Annotated in this window: 13 protein-coding genes; 6 read left to right on the top strand and 7 right to left on the bottom strand. The window is 73.4% G+C overall.

The genetic code is table 11. The features are described from left to right. Window positions 1-171 precede the first annotated feature (171 nt). The 3 genes from ACZ6CL_RS02295 (at window position 172) to ACZ6CL_RS02285 (ending at window position 6,311) form a co-directional block, all read left to right on the top strand. Complete coding sequence (locus tag ACZ6CL_RS02295; protein ID WP_468930083.1) at window positions 172-2,985, top strand: lysylphosphatidylglycerol synthase transmembrane domain-containing protein; 2,814 nt, start codon at window positions 172-174, stop codon at window positions 2,983-2,985. A gap of 76 nt (window positions 2,986-3,061) precedes the next feature. Then, a complete protein-coding gene (locus tag ACZ6CL_RS02290; RefSeq protein ID WP_468931233.1) occupies window positions 3,062-4,603 on the top strand; it encodes an alpha/beta hydrolase in 1,542 nt (513 codons plus the stop codon). A gap of 91 nt (window positions 4,604-4,694) precedes the next feature. Next, window positions 4,695-6,311 carry an alpha/beta hydrolase gene (locus tag ACZ6CL_RS02285; RefSeq protein ID WP_468930081.1) on the top strand — a complete coding sequence of 539 codons (1,617 nt, stop codon included), beginning with the start codon at window positions 4,695-4,697 and terminating at the stop codon, window positions 6,309-6,311. Window positions 6,312-6,365: 54 nt separating this feature from the next. Here the strand turns inward: ACZ6CL_RS02285 and moeZ are convergent, their stop codons facing one another. The 7 genes from moeZ to ACZ6CL_RS02250 all read right to left on the bottom strand — a co-directional run bounded on the left by moeZ (window position 6,366) and on the right by ACZ6CL_RS02250 (window position 15,230). Next, window positions 6,366-7,544 (bottom strand): adenylyltransferase/sulfurtransferase MoeZ, encoded by a 1,179-nt coding sequence (moeZ, locus tag ACZ6CL_RS02280; RefSeq protein ID WP_468930079.1) that lies wholly within the window; start codon window positions 7,542-7,544, stop codon window positions 6,366-6,368. A 95-nt stretch (window positions 7,545-7,639) separates the two neighbouring features. Beyond that, entirely contained in the window at window positions 7,640-8,413 is a 774-nt protein-coding gene (locus tag ACZ6CL_RS02275; protein ID WP_468930078.1) for a spherulation-specific family 4 protein, read from the bottom strand. Beyond that, window positions 8,401-9,420, bottom strand: coding sequence for an NAD-dependent epimerase/dehydratase (locus ACZ6CL_RS02270; protein ID WP_468930075.1), 1,020 nt, complete (start codon window positions 9,418-9,420; stop codon window positions 8,401-8,403). Before ACZ6CL_RS02270 ends, ACZ6CL_RS02275 begins: the two co-directional genes overlap by 13 nt. Continuing rightward, on the bottom strand, window positions 9,417-10,859 hold the full coding sequence (locus ACZ6CL_RS02265) for a hypothetical protein (protein WP_468930073.1): 1,443 nt from the start codon (window positions 10,857-10,859) through the stop codon (window positions 9,417-9,419). The genes ACZ6CL_RS02270 and ACZ6CL_RS02265 overlap by 4 nt, the downstream gene beginning before the upstream one ends. Next, entirely contained in the window at window positions 10,856-12,607 is a 1,752-nt protein-coding gene (locus ACZ6CL_RS02260; protein ID WP_468930070.1) for a DUF3492 domain-containing protein, read from the bottom strand. The genes ACZ6CL_RS02265 and ACZ6CL_RS02260 overlap by 4 nt, the downstream gene beginning before the upstream one ends. A 216-nt stretch (window positions 12,608-12,823) precedes the next feature. Continuing rightward, window positions 12,824-14,161, bottom strand: a complete 1,338-nt coding sequence (locus ACZ6CL_RS02255; RefSeq protein ID WP_468930067.1) for a DUF3152 domain-containing protein — start codon at window positions 14,159-14,161, stop codon at window positions 12,824-12,826. Continuing rightward, a complete protein-coding gene (locus ACZ6CL_RS02250) occupies window positions 14,145-15,230 on the bottom strand; it encodes an alpha/beta fold hydrolase (protein WP_468930066.1) in 1,086 nt (361 codons plus the stop codon). Before ACZ6CL_RS02250 ends, ACZ6CL_RS02255 begins: the two co-directional genes overlap by 17 nt. Window positions 15,231-15,361: 131 nt before the next feature. Here ACZ6CL_RS02250 and ACZ6CL_RS02245 point away from each other — a divergent pair, with 131 nt between their 5' ends. The 3 genes from ACZ6CL_RS02245 (at window position 15,362) to ACZ6CL_RS02235 (ending at window position 16,709) form a co-directional block, all read left to right on the top strand. After that, complete coding sequence (locus ACZ6CL_RS02245; protein WP_468930063.1) at window positions 15,362-15,592, top strand: hypothetical protein; 231 nt, start codon at window positions 15,362-15,364, stop codon at window positions 15,590-15,592. Window positions 15,593-15,727: 135 nt separating this feature from the next. Next, complete coding sequence (locus ACZ6CL_RS02240) at window positions 15,728-16,369, top strand: TetR/AcrR family transcriptional regulator (RefSeq protein ID WP_468930060.1); 642 nt, start codon at window positions 15,728-15,730, stop codon at window positions 16,367-16,369. 112 nt (window positions 16,370-16,481) lie between these two features. Beyond that, entirely contained in the window at window positions 16,482-16,709 is a 228-nt protein-coding gene (locus ACZ6CL_RS02235) for a DUF3107 domain-containing protein (RefSeq protein ID WP_468930058.1), read from the top strand. Window positions 16,710-16,782 lie beyond the last annotated feature (73 nt).

Genomic DNA, 16,782 nt, shown 5'->3' with positions numbered 1-16,782 from the left:
CACCGCCCCGCGCGGTACCGTCGAAGGCTCTGCGGACGGCGGCAGGGGTTCGATCACGCATGGTGCGGGAAGTCACTACGGGGCGTACGATCCGTGGCTCACATCCCCGAAATGCACCCTGATGCCCTCCTCCGCAGCCCGGGCATGCCACCATCTTCCGGGCGGTGACTGGTGATACGAGATCAAGAAGAGACGGCGAAGCAGCAGGGTGCGCAGGCTCCGGAAGAGGAGCCCCGCACCCCTGAGGCGTTGCCGCGCTCCGACGGCTCAGACGGCACCAACAGCTCCGACGGCGCCAACGGCACCGGTGGCGCCGACGGTCCGCACGGCCCTCAGGACCACGGCGGCGCCGACGGCTGCGACGACGATCCGGACGGCCCGCAGGGACACAACGAACGCGTCTCGGGTGACGAACCGCTGCTGCCCGCCCGGGTCCACCGCCCCTCCGACCTGATGCGGCTGCTGCTCGGCGCGCTGGGCATCGGCATCGTCCTCGCCGTCGCCGCCTTCGCGCACGGCACCACCGCCGGACTGGAGAAGGACATCGGCCACGGCGCCAACCAGGCGCCCCCGCTGATGATCGACTTCGCGGGGCTGACGGCCAGCATCGCCGTGCTCGTCCTGCCGGTGGCGTTCGCGATCGAGCGGCTGGTCAAACGGGACGGGCTGCGCATCGCGGACGGCGTCCTGGCCGCGGTCCTCGCCCACGGCATCTCCCTCGCCACCGATCTCTGGGTCGCCAGGGCCGCGCCCGACTCGATCCGCGAGGCCCTCACCCAGCCCGCGCCCGGCGGCGCCCTGAGCGATCCCGTGCACGGCTACCTGGCCCCGGTGATCGCCTATATGACGGCCGTCGGGATGGCCCGCCGCCCCCGCTGGCGGGTGGCCATGTGGGGCGTACTGCTGCTCGACGCGTTCGCGGTGCTCGTCGGCGGCTACACCACCCCGTTCGCGATCATCATCACGGTGCTCATCGGCTGGACCGTCGCCTACGGCACGCTCTACGCCGTCGGCTCCCCCAACGTGCGGCCCACCGGCCAGAACCTGCTCGCCGGGCTGCGCCGGGTCGGCTTCAACCCGGTCAGCGCGGCGCGCGCCGAGGAGGCCGTCGACGAGCACGGCAACCACAGCGACCGGGGCCGCCGCTATCTGGTCACCCTGGAGGACGGGCCGCCGCTGGACGTCACCGTGGTCGACCGCGAGCAGCAGGCCCAGGGCTTCTTCTACAGCGTCTGGCAGCGGCTGACGCTGCGCACCATCACCCCGCCGCGCAGCCTCCAGTCGCTGCGCCAGGCACTGGAGCAGGAGGCGCTGCTGGCGTACGCGGCGATCGCGGCGGGCGCCAACGCGCCCAAGCTGATCGCCACCTCCGAGCTGGGCCCGGACGCCGTGATGCTGGTCTACGAGCACATCGGCGGCCGCCCCCTGCACGCCCTGCCGGACGAGGCGATCACCGATGAACTGCTGGCCGGGGCCTGGCACCAGGTGCAGGCGCTCCAGTCGCGGCGCATCGCCCACCGGCGGCTGGACAGCGACGCCCTGCTGATCGACCGCTCCGGCGCGGTCATCCTGACGGATCTGCGCGGCGGCGAGATCGCGGCGGGCGACGTGGTGCTGCGGATGGACATCGCGCAGCTGCTGACCACCCTGGGGCTGCGGGTGGGCGCCGAGCGCTCCGTGGCCGTCGCGGTCGACGTCATCGGCCCGGACGCGGTCGCCGACAGCCTCCCCCTGCTGCAGCCCCTCGCCCTCGGCCGGGCCACCCGGGCGACGCTGCGCCACCTCGCCCGGGAGCGCGCCCAGCGGCAGCGGGAGGCGGTCCTGGAGGCGTCCCGCGCCGCCAAGGAGGCCAAGGCGCGGGAAGCCGAGGAAGCCGAGGAGGCCGGGGGCAAGGCCGAGCCCGCCGTCAGCGACCGCAAGACGGCCAAGGCGGAGAAGCAGGCCGAGAAGCGGGCGATCGACGAGGCCCTGGAGGAGGCCCGCGAGGAGGATCTGCTCGCCCAGATCCGCCGCCAGGTGCTGCTGGTGCGGCCGCAGGCGCCGATCGAGCCGGTGCGGCTGGAGCGCATCAAGCCGCGCACCCTGGTCAGCTTCTGCGCGGGCGCCTTCGCCGCGTACTTCCTGCTGTCCCAGTTCACCCACGTCAAGCTGGGCGCCCTGGTCGCCGAGGCCAACTGGATCTGGGTGCTGTTCGCGCTCGTCTTCTCCGCGCTCACCTATGTGGCCGCCGCCCTGAGCCTGCTCGGCTTCGTCCCCGAGAAGGTGCCGTTCGGGCGTACGGTGCTGGCGCAGGTCGCCGCCTCCTTCGTGAAACTGGTGGCCCCCGCGGCGGTCGGCGGCGTCGCCCTCAACGCCCGCTTCCTGCAGCGCGCGGGGGTGCGGCCGGGGCTCGCGGTGGCGAGCGTCGGCGCGTCGCAGCTGTTCGGCCTGGCCAGCCACATCGTGCTGCTGGCCACCTTCGGCTACATCACCGGCACCGAGCGCACCCCGACGCTCTCCCCGTCCCGGACCGTGATCGCCGGGCTGCTGACGGGCGCCGTGCTGACCCTTGTGGTCACCGCCGTCCCGGCCTTGCGCAAGTTCGTCTCCACCCGGGTGCGGTCGCTGTTCGCGGGCGTCGTGCCGCGCATGCTGGACGTGCTGCAGCGGCCCCGGAAGCTGCTCGCCGGAATCGGCGGCATGCTGCTGCTGACCGCGGCCAATGTGCTGTGCCTCGACGCGTCCATCCGCGCGTTCGGCGGCGAGCTGAGCTACGCGAGCATCGCGGTCGTCTTCCTCGCGGGCAACGCCCTGGGGTCGGCCGCGCCCACCCCGGGCGGCGTCGGCGCCGTCGAGGCCGCCCTGATCGCCGGACTGACCTTCGCCGGGCTGCCGTACGAGGTGGCCGCGCCCGCGGTGCTGCTCTTTAGGCTGATGGTCTTCTGGCTGCCGGTGCTGCCCGGCTGGCTGGCGTTCACCCACCTCACCCGCCGAGAGTCGCTGTAGCGACGCCGAGGCCCCGCGCCCGCGCCTCACCCGTACGCCCGCGCTGTGCGCGCGCGGCCCCGCCGTGGCCCGCAGGATGGCGGTACGCCGCCACCCCGGGAGAGCCGCCGTGTCCCGACCCCTGCGCACCGGTGCGCTGTCCGCCGCCGCCCTGCTGCTCGCCGCCACCGCCGGATGCGGCGGCGACCCCGGCAGGCCGGACACCACCGCGGGCCAGAAGCTCCACTGGGCCGCCTGTCCCGTGCCCTCCGACAGCGAGGACGGGGCGACCACCAAGGCCCCGGGCCGGGAGTGGCAGTGCGCGACCCTGCACGTCCCGCTCGACTACGCGAAACCGCGCGGCGCCACCCTCGGCATCGCGCTGATCCGCGCCAAGGCCACCGACCCGGACCGGCGGATCGGCTCGCTGATCTTCAACTTCGGCGGCCCCGGCGGCTCGGGCGTCGCCACCCTGCCCGCCCTCGCGGGCAGCTACAAACAGCTGCGCACCCGCTATGACCTGGTCAGCTTTGATCCGCGCGGGGTCGGCCGCAGCAAAGGGGTGCACTGCCTCGACGACCGGCAGCTCGACGCCTACTACGCGGCCGACGCCTCCCCGGACGACTCCGCCGAGGTGAAGTCCCTGGTGCGCCGGGTCAAGACCTACGCCGCCGGGTGCGAGAAGCGGTCCGGCGCGGTGCTCCCGTACGTCGGCACCACCAACGCCGCCCGCGACATGGACGTGATGCGCCGCGTCCTCGGCGACCGCAAGCTGTACTACTTCGGCGTCTCCTACGGCACCGAACTGGGCGGCGTCTACGCCCATCTGTATCCCAAGAAGGTGGGCCGGGCGCTCTTCGACGGGGTCGTGGACCCCACCCAGAACCCCGAGCAGGGCGCCCTCGGCCAGGCGAAGGGGTTCCAGCTGGCGCTGGGCGACTACCTGAAGGGGTGCCGCGGCACCGCCGCGGCCGGATGCCCGACCCAGGCCCGGATCCAGGCCCTCCTGAAGCGCCTCGACCGGCATCCGGTGGCGGGCAGCGGCAACCGGAAGCTCACTCAGACGCTGGCCGACGGGGGCATCGCGCAGTCCCTGTACTCACGGGACTTCTGGCCGTACCTCACCCAGGGGATCGCCGCGGCCCGGCAGGGCGACGGCGGGATTCTGCTGGCTCTCGGCGACGCCATGAACGGGCGCGACGAGAACGGCGACTACAGCACCCTGCAGGCCTCACTCAACGCCGTCACCTGCGCCGACTTCAAACAGCGCTACACCCTGGCCGACATCCGGAAGAAGCTGCCCACCTTCCGCAAGGCATCCCCGGTGTTCGGCGACTTCATGGCCTGGAGCCTCACCCAGTGCACCGACTGGCCCGTGCGCGGCGCCTGGACCACCCCAGACGTGCATGCCCGCGGCGCCGCGCCCATCCTGATCGTCGGCAACACCGGCGACCCGGCCACGCCGTACGCCGGGGCGCGGAAGATGGCCGACGAACTGGGGCCCGGGGTCGGCGTCCAGCTCACCTACAAGGGCGAGGGACACGGGGCGTACGACAGCGGCAGCGGCTGTGTGCGCAAGACCGTGAACGCCTATCTGCTGAACGGCCGGGTGCCGGAAAACGGCAAGGTCTGCACCTAGCCGGGCCGCCGTCGCGGCTGTGACGGTATGGAGAACAAGCGCGCACAGTCCCGCTCATACCATCCTCATAGGATCACCGACCATGTCGACCATGCCGAGTTCCCTCCGCACCATACGGACCAGGGCGCTGGTCTCCGCGACCGCCGTGGTCACCCTCATCGCCGTCGCGGGCTGCAGCGGCGACGGGAAGGACCAGGGGAAGGCGTCGTCCGGCCCCTCGTCGAGCACCTCGTCCACCGCCCCGGCCGCTCCCCCGGGCTCCTCCGGCCTGGCCCGCTCGCTCACCGCCCAGAAGCCGCACTGGAAGGACTGCGCGGCGCCGACCGCGCTCCAGGGCACCGGCAAGGCGCCGGGCGACGACTGGGAGTGCGCCGACCTCACGGTGCCGCTGGACTGGGCGAAGCCGGGCGGAGAGACCATCGACCTCGCCATGATCCGCGCCAGGGCCACCGGCCCGGGGAAGCGGATCGGCTCCCTGGTGTTCAACTTCGGCGGCCCCGGCGGCTCCGGAGTCTCCTCCCTGCCCGGATTCAGCGGGGATTACGAGACCTTGCGCACGCGCTATGACCTGGTGAGCTTCGATCCGCGCGGGGTCGGCGAAAGCGAGGGCGTGACCTGCCGGAGCGACAAGGAGATCGACGCCGCGGAGGCGGTGGACGGCACTCCGGACGACGCCGCCGAAATCAAGGCGGCGACCGCGGACGCCAAGAAATACATCGCCGGGTGCGAAAAGCGCTCCGGGAAGATGCTCCCGCGTGTGGACACCGTGAGCGCCGCCCGCGACATGGACCTCATGCGGCAGGTGCTGGGCGACCGGAAGCTCTCGTATTTCGGCATCTCCTACGGCACCGAACTCGGCGGCGTCTACGCCCATCTGTATCCGCGGCATGTGGCGCGCGCGGTCCTCGACGCCGTGGTCGACCCGTCCGCGGACACCGAACAGGGCTCCCTCGCCCAGGCCAGGGGGTTCCAGCTCGCTCTGGACAACTACCTCCGGGACTGCGCCAAGAAGGGGCCCGCCTGCCCGGTCGGCGACGATCCGAAGGCGGGCACCGAGAAAATCGTCACGCTGCTGAAGAAGCTCGACAAGAAGCCGCTGGACACCGACAGCGGCCGAAAGCTCACCCAGGGAGGGGCGCTCGGCGGTATCGCCGCCGCGCTCTACTCCAAGGACAGCTGGAAATACCTGACGCTGGGCCTTCAGGAAGCGCTGACGCTCGGCAAGGGCAATCTGCTGCTCGCGATGGCGGATTCGATGTCCGGCCGCGACGAGAACGGCCGCTACAGCAATATCAACGCGGCCAATACGGCGGTCAACTGCGCCGACGAGAAGAAGCGCTACACGGTGAGCGAGGTGAAGAAGCGACTGCCCCGGTTCCGCGAGACGTCGAAGGTCTTCGGCGACTATCTGGCCTGGTCGCTGCTCGCCTGCACCGGCTGGCCGGTCACCGGGAAGACGGACACCCCGGACGTGAGCGCCAAGGGCTCCGCGCCGGTCCTCGTCATCGGCAACACCGGCGACCCGGCCACCCCGTACGAGGGCGCCCGGACGATGGCCCGCGAGCTGGGCCGGGGCGTGGGCGTCGAGGTCACGTACCGGGGGCAGGGCCATGGCGCGTACAACAGCGGCAACGCCTGCATGACGAAGACCGTGAACACCTATCTGCTCGACGGGAAGGTGCCGCCCGGCGGCAAGACCTGCGGATGAACGGCGAAGGGCCCGGACCGCCCGATGCGACGGTCCGGGCCCCACGCGGGTCCGCTAGTAGACCGGCTTGTCGGGCTCGATCTGGTTGACCCAGCCGATCACGCCGCCGCCCACGTGGACGGCGTCGGAGAAGCCCGCGGACTTCAGGACGGCCAGAACTTCCGCGGAGCGGACACCCGTCTTGCAATGCAAGACGATCTTCTTGTCCTGCGGCATGTCCTGGAGGGCGCCGCCCATCAGGAACTCGTTCTTCGGGATCAGCCGGGCGCCCGGGATCGAGACGATCTCGTACTCGTTCGGCTCGCGGACATCGATGATGTCGATGGCCTCGCCGTCGTCGATCCACTCCTTGAGCTGCTTGGGAGTGATCGTCGAACCGGCCGCCGCCTCCTGGGCCTCGTCCGAGACGACACCGCAGAAGGCCTCGTAGTCGATCAGTTCCTTGACGGTGGCGTTCGGGCCGCAGACCGCGCAGTCCGGGTCCTTGCGGACCTTGACCTGCTTGTAGGTCATCTCCAGGGCGTCGTAGATCATCAGGCGGCCGACCATCGGGTCGCCGGCGCCGGTGAGCACCTTGATGGCCTCGGTGACCTGGATGGAGCCGATGGACGCGCAGAGCACGCCCAGGACCCCGCCCTCGGCGCAGGAGGGGACCATGCCGGGCGGCGGGGGCTCCGGGTACAGGCAGCGGTAGCAGGGGCCGTACTCGGACCAGAAGACGGACGCCTGGCCGTCGAACCGGTAGATCGAGCCCCATACGTACGGCTTGTTCAGCAGCACGCACGCGTCGTTCACCAGGTAGCGGGTGGCGAAGTTGTCGGTGCCGTCAACGATCAGGTCGTACTGGGAGAAGATCTCCATCACGTTGTCCGCCTCGAGGCGGCCCTCGTGCAGCACGACGTTCGTGTAGGGGTTGATGCCGAGGACGCTGTCGCGCGCGGACTGCGCCTTCGGGCGGCCGATGTCCGCCTGGCTGTGGATGATCTGGCGCTGCAGGTTGGACTCGTCGACCTCGTCGAACTCGATGATGCCGAGCGTGCCCACACCTGCGGCGGCCAGGTACATCAGGGCAGGCGAGCCGAGACCGCCCGCGCCCACACAGAGCACCTTGGCGTTCTTCAGCCGCTTCTGGCCCTCCATGCCGACATCCGGGATGATCAGATGGCGCGAGTACCTGCGGACCTCGTCGACGGTGAGCTCGGCAGCCGGCTCGACCAGGGGTGGCAGCGACACAAGGACTCCGTAGTGGGTAGGAGCGGGGTGGATTCACCCCCGCGTGAGCGGGGAGGTTGCCTTCTCGTCTCCTCGTAACACTGCCACGCCCCATCTCATTCCATGACACATGGTCCGATGCGCGAGACGACATCGTCCCAGTGGCCGGGCAGCGTCTCCCACAGGGCGGCGGAGCCCGCGCGCTGGCCCGGGCGGGTCGTGCGGTCCGTGAAGAAGACCGTGCCCGCCCCCTGCCAGCGGGCGATGCGCAGCGCCTCGTCCAGATGCGGCCGGGGCACCCCGTGCACCAGGTGGCAGAACCGTTCGGGCGGATAACCCGCCGTCCACTCCGCGACCTGGGACCAGCGGTAGTCGGCCCACCGGCCGCGGAAGGTCACCAGCTGGTCGGCGATCTCCGCGTAGTCCTGGTACGGGTGGGTGTCCTGGCCCAGCACCGTGTACGCCCCGCCGCGCAGCGCGCGCAGCGTGGTGACGATCCGGCGGACGTCCGCGAGGCCCGGGCGCTCCGACGGGCAGCAGTCCAGATAGAAGCCGTCGGGCCGGTACCAGTCCAGATAGCGGGTCGCGTCCGAGACCAGCTCGCCGAAGGGGCGGGCGCCGAACCGCAGGTCCAGCCGCCCCAGCACCCGCACGCCCGCCGTGCGCAGCCGGGCCACCGCGGCGGCGCAGTACGGGTCCGGGCACGAGCCGGGGCCGCGCGCCACATCCAGAACGGCCCAGTGCACCGGGGTGCCGCGGCGGGTCAGCTCACCCCATTCGACGGGCGCGACCAGGGGGTGCGCCCAGCCCGGCACCCCCAGGCCCAGACCGGCGGCGGGCTGGGACGCCGGGGCGCGCCGCCGGGGGCCCGGGGAGATCAGATGCGACACGCGGCCTCCATCCAGATGTCGGCCAGCGACTCCTCCAGCGGGATGCGGGAGCGCCAGCCCAGCCGGTCGCGCGCGGTGCGCACATCGGCCTGCTGCCAGCTGCCGCAGCCGTCCGGGTAGGGGTACGCGGCGGCGCCGCCGTGCTCCCCCGGCCCGGGGGCGTGACCGGGGGCGTGCGGGGTGGGCGCCGGAGCGTGTCCGGGGGCGTGCGCGGGGGCCGGGATATGGGCGTGCAGCGGGTTCCGCCCGGGCGGGACGTCGACCTCGTGCAGGGTGCCGCCGAAGCCCGCCACCCGGGCCAGTACGGAGGCCGCCTCGCGCAGCCGGACGGCGCGCCCGGTGCCGATGTTGACGACGCCCTGCGCGGCCGACAGGGAGGCCGCGTGGACCGCCCGCGCCACGTCCCGTACGTCCACGAAGTCCCGCTGCACCCCCAGGCCGCTCAGCTTCAGCTCGCTGTCCCCGGACTGCATCGCGCGCCGCATCGCCTCGGCGAGGCGGCCGAGCGGGGAACCTGCCGGGGTACCGGGACCGACCGGCGAGAAGACCCGCAGCACCACCGCGTCCAGACCGGAGCCGAGCACCAGCTCGGTCGCGGCCAGCTTGCTCACGCCGTACGGGCCGCCGGGGCGCGGCACGGCGTCCTCGGCGGTGGACGAACCGGGCTGGGACGGCCCGTACTCGGAGGAACAGCCGATCTGGACCAGCCGGGCGCCGCAGCCGCTGCGGCGCAGCGATTCGCAGACGGTCGCGACGGCCACGGTGTTGTGCCGGGTCAGCTCGCGGGCCCCGCCGCGGGTCGCGCCCGCGCAGTTGATCACCACACCGGGGTGGACCGCGTTCAGGAAGCGGGTGAGCGCGCCGGGGCTGCCGTTGGACAGGTCGAACCGCACGTCGGCGTCGTCGCCGCGGCCGAGCGCGGTGAGCTGTACCGCGGGGTCGGCCAGCAGGTGTTCGGCGACGTAGCGGCCCAGGTAGCCGCCGGAGCCGAGCAGCAGGACTCTCATCGTCGCGCCTCCCCGGGGATGGCGTGTGGGGCGGTCGTCTCGTCGCTCATGGAGGTGCTCCTTGTAGGGATAAGAAGGGGTGGCATGACCCGCGTGGTCGGTGTGGGGGGCGTCGTGGGGGCGGTGTGGGCCGAGGCGCGGGACAGCGCGGCGCACGCGTACACCAGCAGCGCGAGCGCGGCGGCCCCGCAGGCCACGGCGGGTACCGCGGCCGTACCGTGGGCGGCGGCCAGCCGCCGCACCGGCTCGCCGAGCACCGCGCAGCCCGGCAGCCGGGCGGCCCCGGCGGCGCCCAGCACGGCCACCTCGGCCGCGCAGGCCACGGCGGTGCCGGTGGCCGCGGCGGCGCGGAAGCCGTGGACGGTGAGCAGCCGGGCGAGGAACAGCAGACCGGCCAGCGCGACGGCGCCCGCCTCGGCGGTGAGGTCCGCGGCGGCGCCGGGCACCGCGAGCCGGGCGGTGAGCACCAGCGGCGGCAGGGTGAGCAGGAAGGCCACGGCGGTGGCCGCGCACAGCGGGCGGACCCCCGCCGCGAACTCGTCCAGCCCGCTGCTGGCGGCCAGTCTGCGGCGCGCCCGTACGGCGAACCAGCGGGCGCACCACGCGGCGGGGGCGACGGCGAGGCCGAGGACGACGGCGGCCTCGGCGGCCGCCGCCGGGTCGTACGGCCCAAGGGCGCCGTGCGCGGCGCCCGTGCCCGTACGGCCGGTGAGCCCGGCCAGCAGCCAGTCGCCGCAGGCGGCGTAGGCGAGCAGCCAGCCGGTGCGCAGGGCGCCCGGCAGGCCCCCGAGACGGCCCCTGGAACGGCTCGCGCGCCCTCGCGCCCCTCGGCCCGCGCTGCGGCCCGAGGACCTTCGCGCGCCACGGCCCGTCGAGCGGCCCTTCCCGGCGCGCCGTCCGCCGCGTCCACCGACGGCGAGCGGCCCCCGGCGCAGGCACAGCCACAGCGCGCCCGCCGTCAGGACGGCACCGGCCGCGCCGACGGCGGGCGCCCCGGTCCGGTACGCGCCGATCACGGTCGCCGCGGCCAGCGCGCCGGGCAGCAGCCACAGCAGCCCGAGGGCCGCCCGCACGGCCAAGGGCCGGTTCGGCGCGGTCTCCTTACCGGGCTCGTCCTTCCAGGGCCCGTCCTTACCGGGCCCGTCGTCCCCGCCGTCGCGCGGGACCCGCGCGTACAGCTCCTCGGCGAGCGAGAAGACATCGCGGTGCCGGAAGCGCGCCGCGGTGCGGTCGGTGACCCCGTGGGCCTCCAGACCGGCGGCGATCTCCAGCGGATCGACGGCCCGGGCGCACAGCTCGCGGTGGCGGTGCATCAGCGCCCGCACCGGGTCCACCGATCCGCGCCGCCCCTTCGGCCCCTGCTCGTGGGCCGACGCCGGGGCGCTGGGCTGTTCGCGGCGCGCCCCGGGCGCGCCCGGCCGGTACGCGGGCCCGGTCACGCGCCCTCCTCGGACAGGGCGGCCATGGTCCGGCCCGGCGGCGGTCCGGCCTCCGCCCACCGGGGCGTGTGCGCGAGCCCCTGACCGGCGGTCCAGCGGCCCGGGATGTGGGCCTCCGCCGGGCGGGCGAACGGCAGGGGCGCGCCGCCCGCGCCGACCTCCTCGCGGCGCACCGGGCAGTGGGACATCAGCTCCAGGTAGATGCCCCGGAAGGCGACCACGTTCTGCTCGGCGGTGAACAGCTCCAGCGCCCGGGCGCGCGCGGCGGCGCCCAGCCGGGCGCGGCGCTCGGGGTCGCGCAACAGCGCGAGGCACGCGTCGGCGAGCGCCCTGGGGTTGCGCGGTGGCACCACCAGACCGGTGCCGCCGATGGCCTCGCAGACGGCGCCCGCGTCCGTCGAGACCGTCGCCCGGCCGCAGAACATCGCCTCGACCAGCCCCACCGGGAAGCCCTCGACCACGCTGGACAGCACGACGACGGCGCCCGCCGCGTACGCGTCCGCCAGGGTGGGCACCTCGGGGTCGCCGACGTGCTCGAAGGAGACCGGGTTGTCCCCGGGCGTATGGGCGTTCGCGGCCTCGTCGGGGAAGAGGTGGGCGGCGAGGGCGCGGCAGTGGGCCGGGTAGCCGTCGGCGGGGTCGTCACCGGGCCGGGCCCCGGAGCCGGAACGGGTCCCGGGCCGGGTCTCGGCGCGGGTCTCGATGACGCGCAGCCGCGCGTCCGGCTGCCACCGGCGCACCTCGGCGAAGGCGTGCAGCAGCGCGACGACGTCCTTGGCCGGTTCGAGCCGCCCCACCCACACCAGCGTCCGGTCGCCCCCGCAGGACGCCGCTCCGGCCTCGCCGACCTCCGCGAAGCACGCGGCGTCCATACCGGGGTAGACGGTGCGCAGCCGCTCCGGGGCGGCACCGCACCGCTCCTGCCAGCGGCGGGCGTGGGTGTTGCCGGGGGTGATGAGCGCGGCCTGCGCGTACGCCTCGGCGGCCAGCCTGCCCTGGAAGGCGGCCAGCAGGGCGCGGACCGGCCCCGAGCCGTCGCGACCGGCCGGACGCCGCAGATAGTGCTCGCGCAGCCGTACGCCGTACTCGGTGACCAGCAGCGGCGTACCGAAGCGGCGCTTGGCCAGCAGCCCGGGGAGCGCGGCCACGCCGCCCGAGGTGGCGTGGCACAGGTCCACGCCGGACAGCCCCGGGTCGCGGCCACCGCCGCCGTACCAGTCGAGCGACAGCGGGCGCAGCGCCCGCTCCAGGGCCTCGGTCACGGCCAGCAGATCGGTGACCCGCGCGCGGTGGGCGGCGCGCGGCGCGCCGGGGGTGTGGCAGGCGCGCTCCAGGGTGCGGACGGCGTCCTCGGAACGGAGCGCGGCGGACAGCCCGCCGCCGTCGCGGGCGAGGTCGGCGAGGCCGTGGAGGCCGCTGGCGAAACGGTCCGCCTGGGCGCTGTCCGGGCCGCCCGGAACGCTGATCGCCACCGCCAGGTCCCCGAAGTGCTCGGTGAACCGCCCCCGCTGCCGCCGCCCGTACGACCGCCACCGCCCGGTCGGCTCGCCCCACAGCGGCGCGGTGCGCACCCGTCGCACCGGCCCGGGCAGCTCGTCCCAGCCCCCGGCCTCCTGACGGGCGTCGCGGCTCAGCGCGTAGACCTCGAAGTCGTGCTGGTCCAGCCCGCGCACCAGCCGGTCGCACCACACCCGCGCCTCACCGGTCGCATACGGGTACCCACCCTCCGTAAGCAGTCCCACGCGCATGAGCGCACCCCCGATCTCCCATGTGAGCAAGCCGTCATGCCGCGGTTCGGCACGTCGGGCAGCGGGAGCACGTTATGCGCGCAGGGCTATGGCGCGACGGACGGTTGTCCGTCGCGCCACCAGAAGGGGTGAACGCCCGTGACCTTCCTGGAATTCAGGCGTTGGGAGGCGCTATAAAGGCCGCGGGCGGCCGGCCGGTCCCCTGGCGCAGGGCCGTCAGCCCTTGGGGAACGGCCAGGCGTTGGGGCGGCACGTCACGCCGTCCGTCGCCAGGAACTTGGTCTGCTGCATCATCACCGGAGCGAGCGCGCCCTGCTTGGAGCACGTCTCGTGGTTGTGCCCGAGCCGGTGCCCGACCTCGTGGTTGATGAGCATCTGGCGGTACGAATGCATCTTGTCGTCGCCGAACGTGCTGGCGCCCTGCGCCCACCGATAGGCGTTGATCATGACGCGCTCGGTGGACGCCGAGTCGCACGAGACGTTGTCCTCGGTGGTGTCGAGACCGGACTTCTGGCACCACACCGCGGTGGTACCGGGGCTCGCCAGGGTGATGATGAAGTCGGGGCGCCCGGACGAGACCCGTTCGAAGGTGCGGGTGCCGCCGTGGCCCCAACTGCGCTCGTCGTTGAGCGTCTTGTGCACCGCCTCGGCGAACAGCGCGCCGTCGAGCGGCAGCCCCTTCTCGACGTCCACCCGGTAGCGAAGGACCTCGCCCTTGCCGGGCGCCTTGTCCTTCCCGGGGACGGTCGTGAAAGCGCCCGAGCCCTTGAGCTTCGGGTCGAGCGGGAACAGGGCGGCCATCTTCTGGTCGTACGTGGCGAGTTGGGGGGACGCGGAGGCGGACGGATTGGTCCGGCCGTCCGTATCGGTCGCCACGGCGCCCCCGTCGCCGCGCTCCGAACCGCCCTTGGCCCGCGCCTTGTCGTCGCCCTGCGGGCCGTTCGCCACCTGCCCGGCCACCACGACGGCCAGCACGGTGGTCACGGCCGCCGCGGCGACACCGGTGAACGTGCGGCCCTTGCCGCCCTTGGCGACGCCGCGCGCGCCCTTGCCCGCGGGGTCACTCCCGTCGGGCCCGTCGGCCGCCGGGGCCGTGCCGTCACCGAGGCCGTCCGCGGCGTTCTTACGGGCCTCATCGGCACCCGCGCCGGGGCCGGTACGGCGCGGCGGCGGTACAGCTCCGGGCGCACCGGCGGCGAAGACGTCCTCGCCGTCCGTTTCCAGGGTGTCGGTGTCGGTGCCCGCGGTGTCGAACGCCTGCAGGTACTCCTTGCGCGGCCCGGGCATCAGCCCGCCCGCACCGCCCCCGGAGGGGCCGCCGGACGGGCCACCGGAGGCGGGCCCGGCGGGGCGCTCCGGCGCGTTCATGGTGGCGGTGCCGAAGGCGCTCCAGCCGCCGCCCTGTTGTTCACGGCGCCCGGGGCCTCCCGGGTGTCCGGGCGGCCCGGCGGAGCGCCGCCGACGTCCCGCACCGGGGCCGGAATCCGCCTCGGCGGACCCGGGGTCACGGTCCTCCTGGCCGCCCCGTGCGCTGTGCTTACCCACGCGCCGCACCGCTCCCGTCTGTTCCGGGCACCGGTACGCCCCGTATCTTCCGGCTGTCCCGTCTGTCTCGTGCTTCTCGTGCTTCTTCTTGTGCTTGTCGTTCGTCTCGTCCGTCGCCGGGTCGTCCGTCGACGCCGTCGAGCAGTTCGCGCATGCCGCGCGCCACCGCGTCGGGGTACTCCATCATCGCCACATGTCCGGCGTCCAACAGCGTCAACAGGCGCGAGTCGCGGAAGGTTGCGCTCGCCCGCCGGGCCATCCGGAAGGCCACCAGCTGGTCGCGCATACCGTAGACGAGCAGCGTGGGCGCGAGGACCCGCTCGGCCTGCCGCCACATCGAGTGCTGGCCGCCGAGAGCATAGGTGTCGATGAGGCCGCGCGCCGAGCGGGCGAGCGCGTCCCAGAAGTACGGGAGCGCGAGCCGCCGCTCGTACTCCTCGACGGCCAGCGCGAAGTCCTCCTGGCTGACCTGCCGGGGGTCACCGTAGGTGAGCGCCAGCAGCTCCCAGGTGCGCCGCTCCGCGTCCCAGTCGCGGGTCGCGCGGGAGAAGAGGCGGGTCACCCCGGGGATCGCGAGCAGCCCGGTGGGCACCGCGGTGCGCTGCGGGCGCCGCTCGGGCAGCGCGGGCGAGACGAGGGTGAGACTGCGCACGAGGTCCGGCCGCACGGCCGCGACGCGGATGGCGATCGTGCCGCCCATCGAGTTTCCGGCCAGATGTACGGGGCCGCGGCCGCTCGCGTCGAGGTGGCGGATGACGGCCCGGGCGTGGCCGGTTATCGAGTAGTCGCCGTCGTCGGGCGGCGGGGAGTCACCGAATCCGGGCAGGTCAGGGGCCTCGATATCGAGCCGGTCGGCGAGCTGTTCCATCAGCGGCGACCAGTTTTGCGAACAACCGCCCAATCCGTGGAGAAAAACCGCGGGCGGAAGCCCTGAAACCCCCGGCGGGCGGGTACGCACGTTCAGCGTGAGACCGGGCAGGCTGGTGGTACGCAGCTTTTCACCCGCACCGACCCGAACGGGCCGCGCGGGGGGCACCGCGGCAACGATGCGGGCTTCCGGCGGCTCGGTCGAAGACATGCGGCAATGTTACGAGACGATCACATGGCTGACCGTGTGTTCACCCTCACAGACCACGTAGCGTCCGAAAGTGACCTCTCCTAGGCTCGTAATACACAGGGGCGATCGTCTGCCCCTGGGAAGGGGACTACATGTCCGTCGATCCACGCGACCCCGAGACCTTCGCGAACGCCCTGGAGGACAACGACAACGCAGCCCCCCGCAGCGTCGAGGCCCCCGAGGCGGACGCCGCCGAGCAGCACCACGACCTCGTCCCCCACCGCGACGACCGCCGGAGCGCCGACGAGCCGCTGGAGGCCAACGAGGCCGACCGCGCGGAGCAGGCCCGGGTCGTCGAGGAGAACGAGGAGGACTATCGATGACCAGCGCCGTTCATGGGCTTTTCATAGAGTCCAGTCCGTGAAAACTTCCGCACGGACCGCGCGCGGCCCTGTTACCCAAAAGTACGATGGCGGGCGCGGTGGACACCGTGCTCGCAACATTCAATGGGAGGCGGCGTGACAGCCATCGAGCAGACCGAGGCGCGCCCGCGGGGTACGCGCCTGCCGCGCCGAGCCCGACGCAACCAGCTCTTGGGCGCCGCCCAGGAGGTCTTCGTCGCACAGGGCTATCACGCGGCCGCGATGGACGACATCGCCGAGCGCGCGGGCGTCAGCAAACCCGTGCTCTACCAGCACTTCCCGGGCAAGCTGGAGCTGTACCTCGCCCTGCTCGACCAGCACTGCGAGGCCCTGCTGCAGGCGGTCCGCACCGCGCTCGCCTCGACCACCGAGAACAAGCAGCGGGTCGCGGCCACCATGGACGCGTACTTCGCGTACGTCGAGGAGGAGGGCGGCGCCTTCCGTCTCGTCTTCGAGTCGGACCTCACCAACGAGCCCGCCGTGCGCGAGCGCGTGGACCGGGTCTCGCTCCAGTGCGCCGAGGCGATCAGCGAGGTCATCGCCGAGGACACCGGGTTGTCCAAGGACGAGTCCATGCTGCTGGCCGTCGGCCTCGGCGGCGTCTCGCAGGTCGTCGCCCGCTACTGGCTCTCCAGCGGCAGCACCGTCCCCCGGGACACCGCTGTGCAGTTGCTCACGTCGCTCGCCTGGCGCGGTATCGCGGGCTTCCCGCTGCACGGGGCGGAGGCCGGGACTTAAGCGTGTTCGCTGCGGGCTTGTCCCGCTCGGCCCAGCGGGCCCGTTTCCCGGGCTAATGTGTGCTGCGTACAGCGCGGACGCCGCGCACAACGACCGTCGGAGGGACAAGGCCGTGGAGGTCAAGATCGGCGTGCAGCACGCACCCCGCGAGATCACCCTGGAGAGCGAGCAGTCCGTCGAGGACGTCGAGCGCGCGGTGTCCGACGCGCTCGCCGGGAAGGCGCCGCTGCTGAGCCTGGTGGACGAGCACGGCCGCAAGGTCCTCGTTCCGGCCGACCGGCTCGCCTACGTCGAGATCGGTGAGCCGAGCGCCCGCAAGGTCGGCTTCAGCGCGCTCTGAGCGGTCCACAGCGACGGCGGCGGGGGACGGGGGGGGGTTTTCCCCCAGGACCCACCCACACTTTGTTGATCGT

Source organism: Streptomyces sp. NPDC041200 (assembly GCF_055591805.1).
The sequence above is the reverse complement of the archived record's forward strand: the minus strand, read 5'-3'. Positions and strand labels throughout refer to the sequence as shown.

What these genes read in the sequence shown, in the direction of transcription:
- ACZ6CL_RS02290 (WP_468931233.1), top strand. Translation starts at nt 3,062, where the DNA reads ATGGCGGTACGCCGCCACCCCGGGAGAGCCGCCGTGTCCCGACCCCTG.
- ACZ6CL_RS02270 (WP_468930075.1), bottom strand. Translation starts at nt 9,420, where the DNA reads ATGAGAGTCCTGCTGCTCGGCTCCGGCGGCTACCTGGGCCGCTACGTC.
- ACZ6CL_RS02250 (WP_468930066.1), bottom strand. Translation starts at nt 15,230, where the DNA reads ATGTCTTCGACCGAGCCGCCGGAAGCCCGCATCGTTGCCGCGGTGCCC.
- ACZ6CL_RS02245 (WP_468930063.1), top strand. Translation starts at nt 15,362, where the DNA reads ATGTCCGTCGATCCACGCGACCCCGAGACCTTCGCGAACGCCCTGGAG.
- ACZ6CL_RS02285 (WP_468930081.1), top strand. Translation starts at nt 4,695, where the DNA reads ATGCCGAGTTCCCTCCGCACCATACGGACCAGGGCGCTGGTCTCCGCG.
- ACZ6CL_RS02260 (WP_468930070.1), bottom strand. Translation starts at nt 12,607, where the DNA reads ATGCGCGTGGGACTGCTTACGGAGGGTGGGTACCCGTATGCGACCGGT.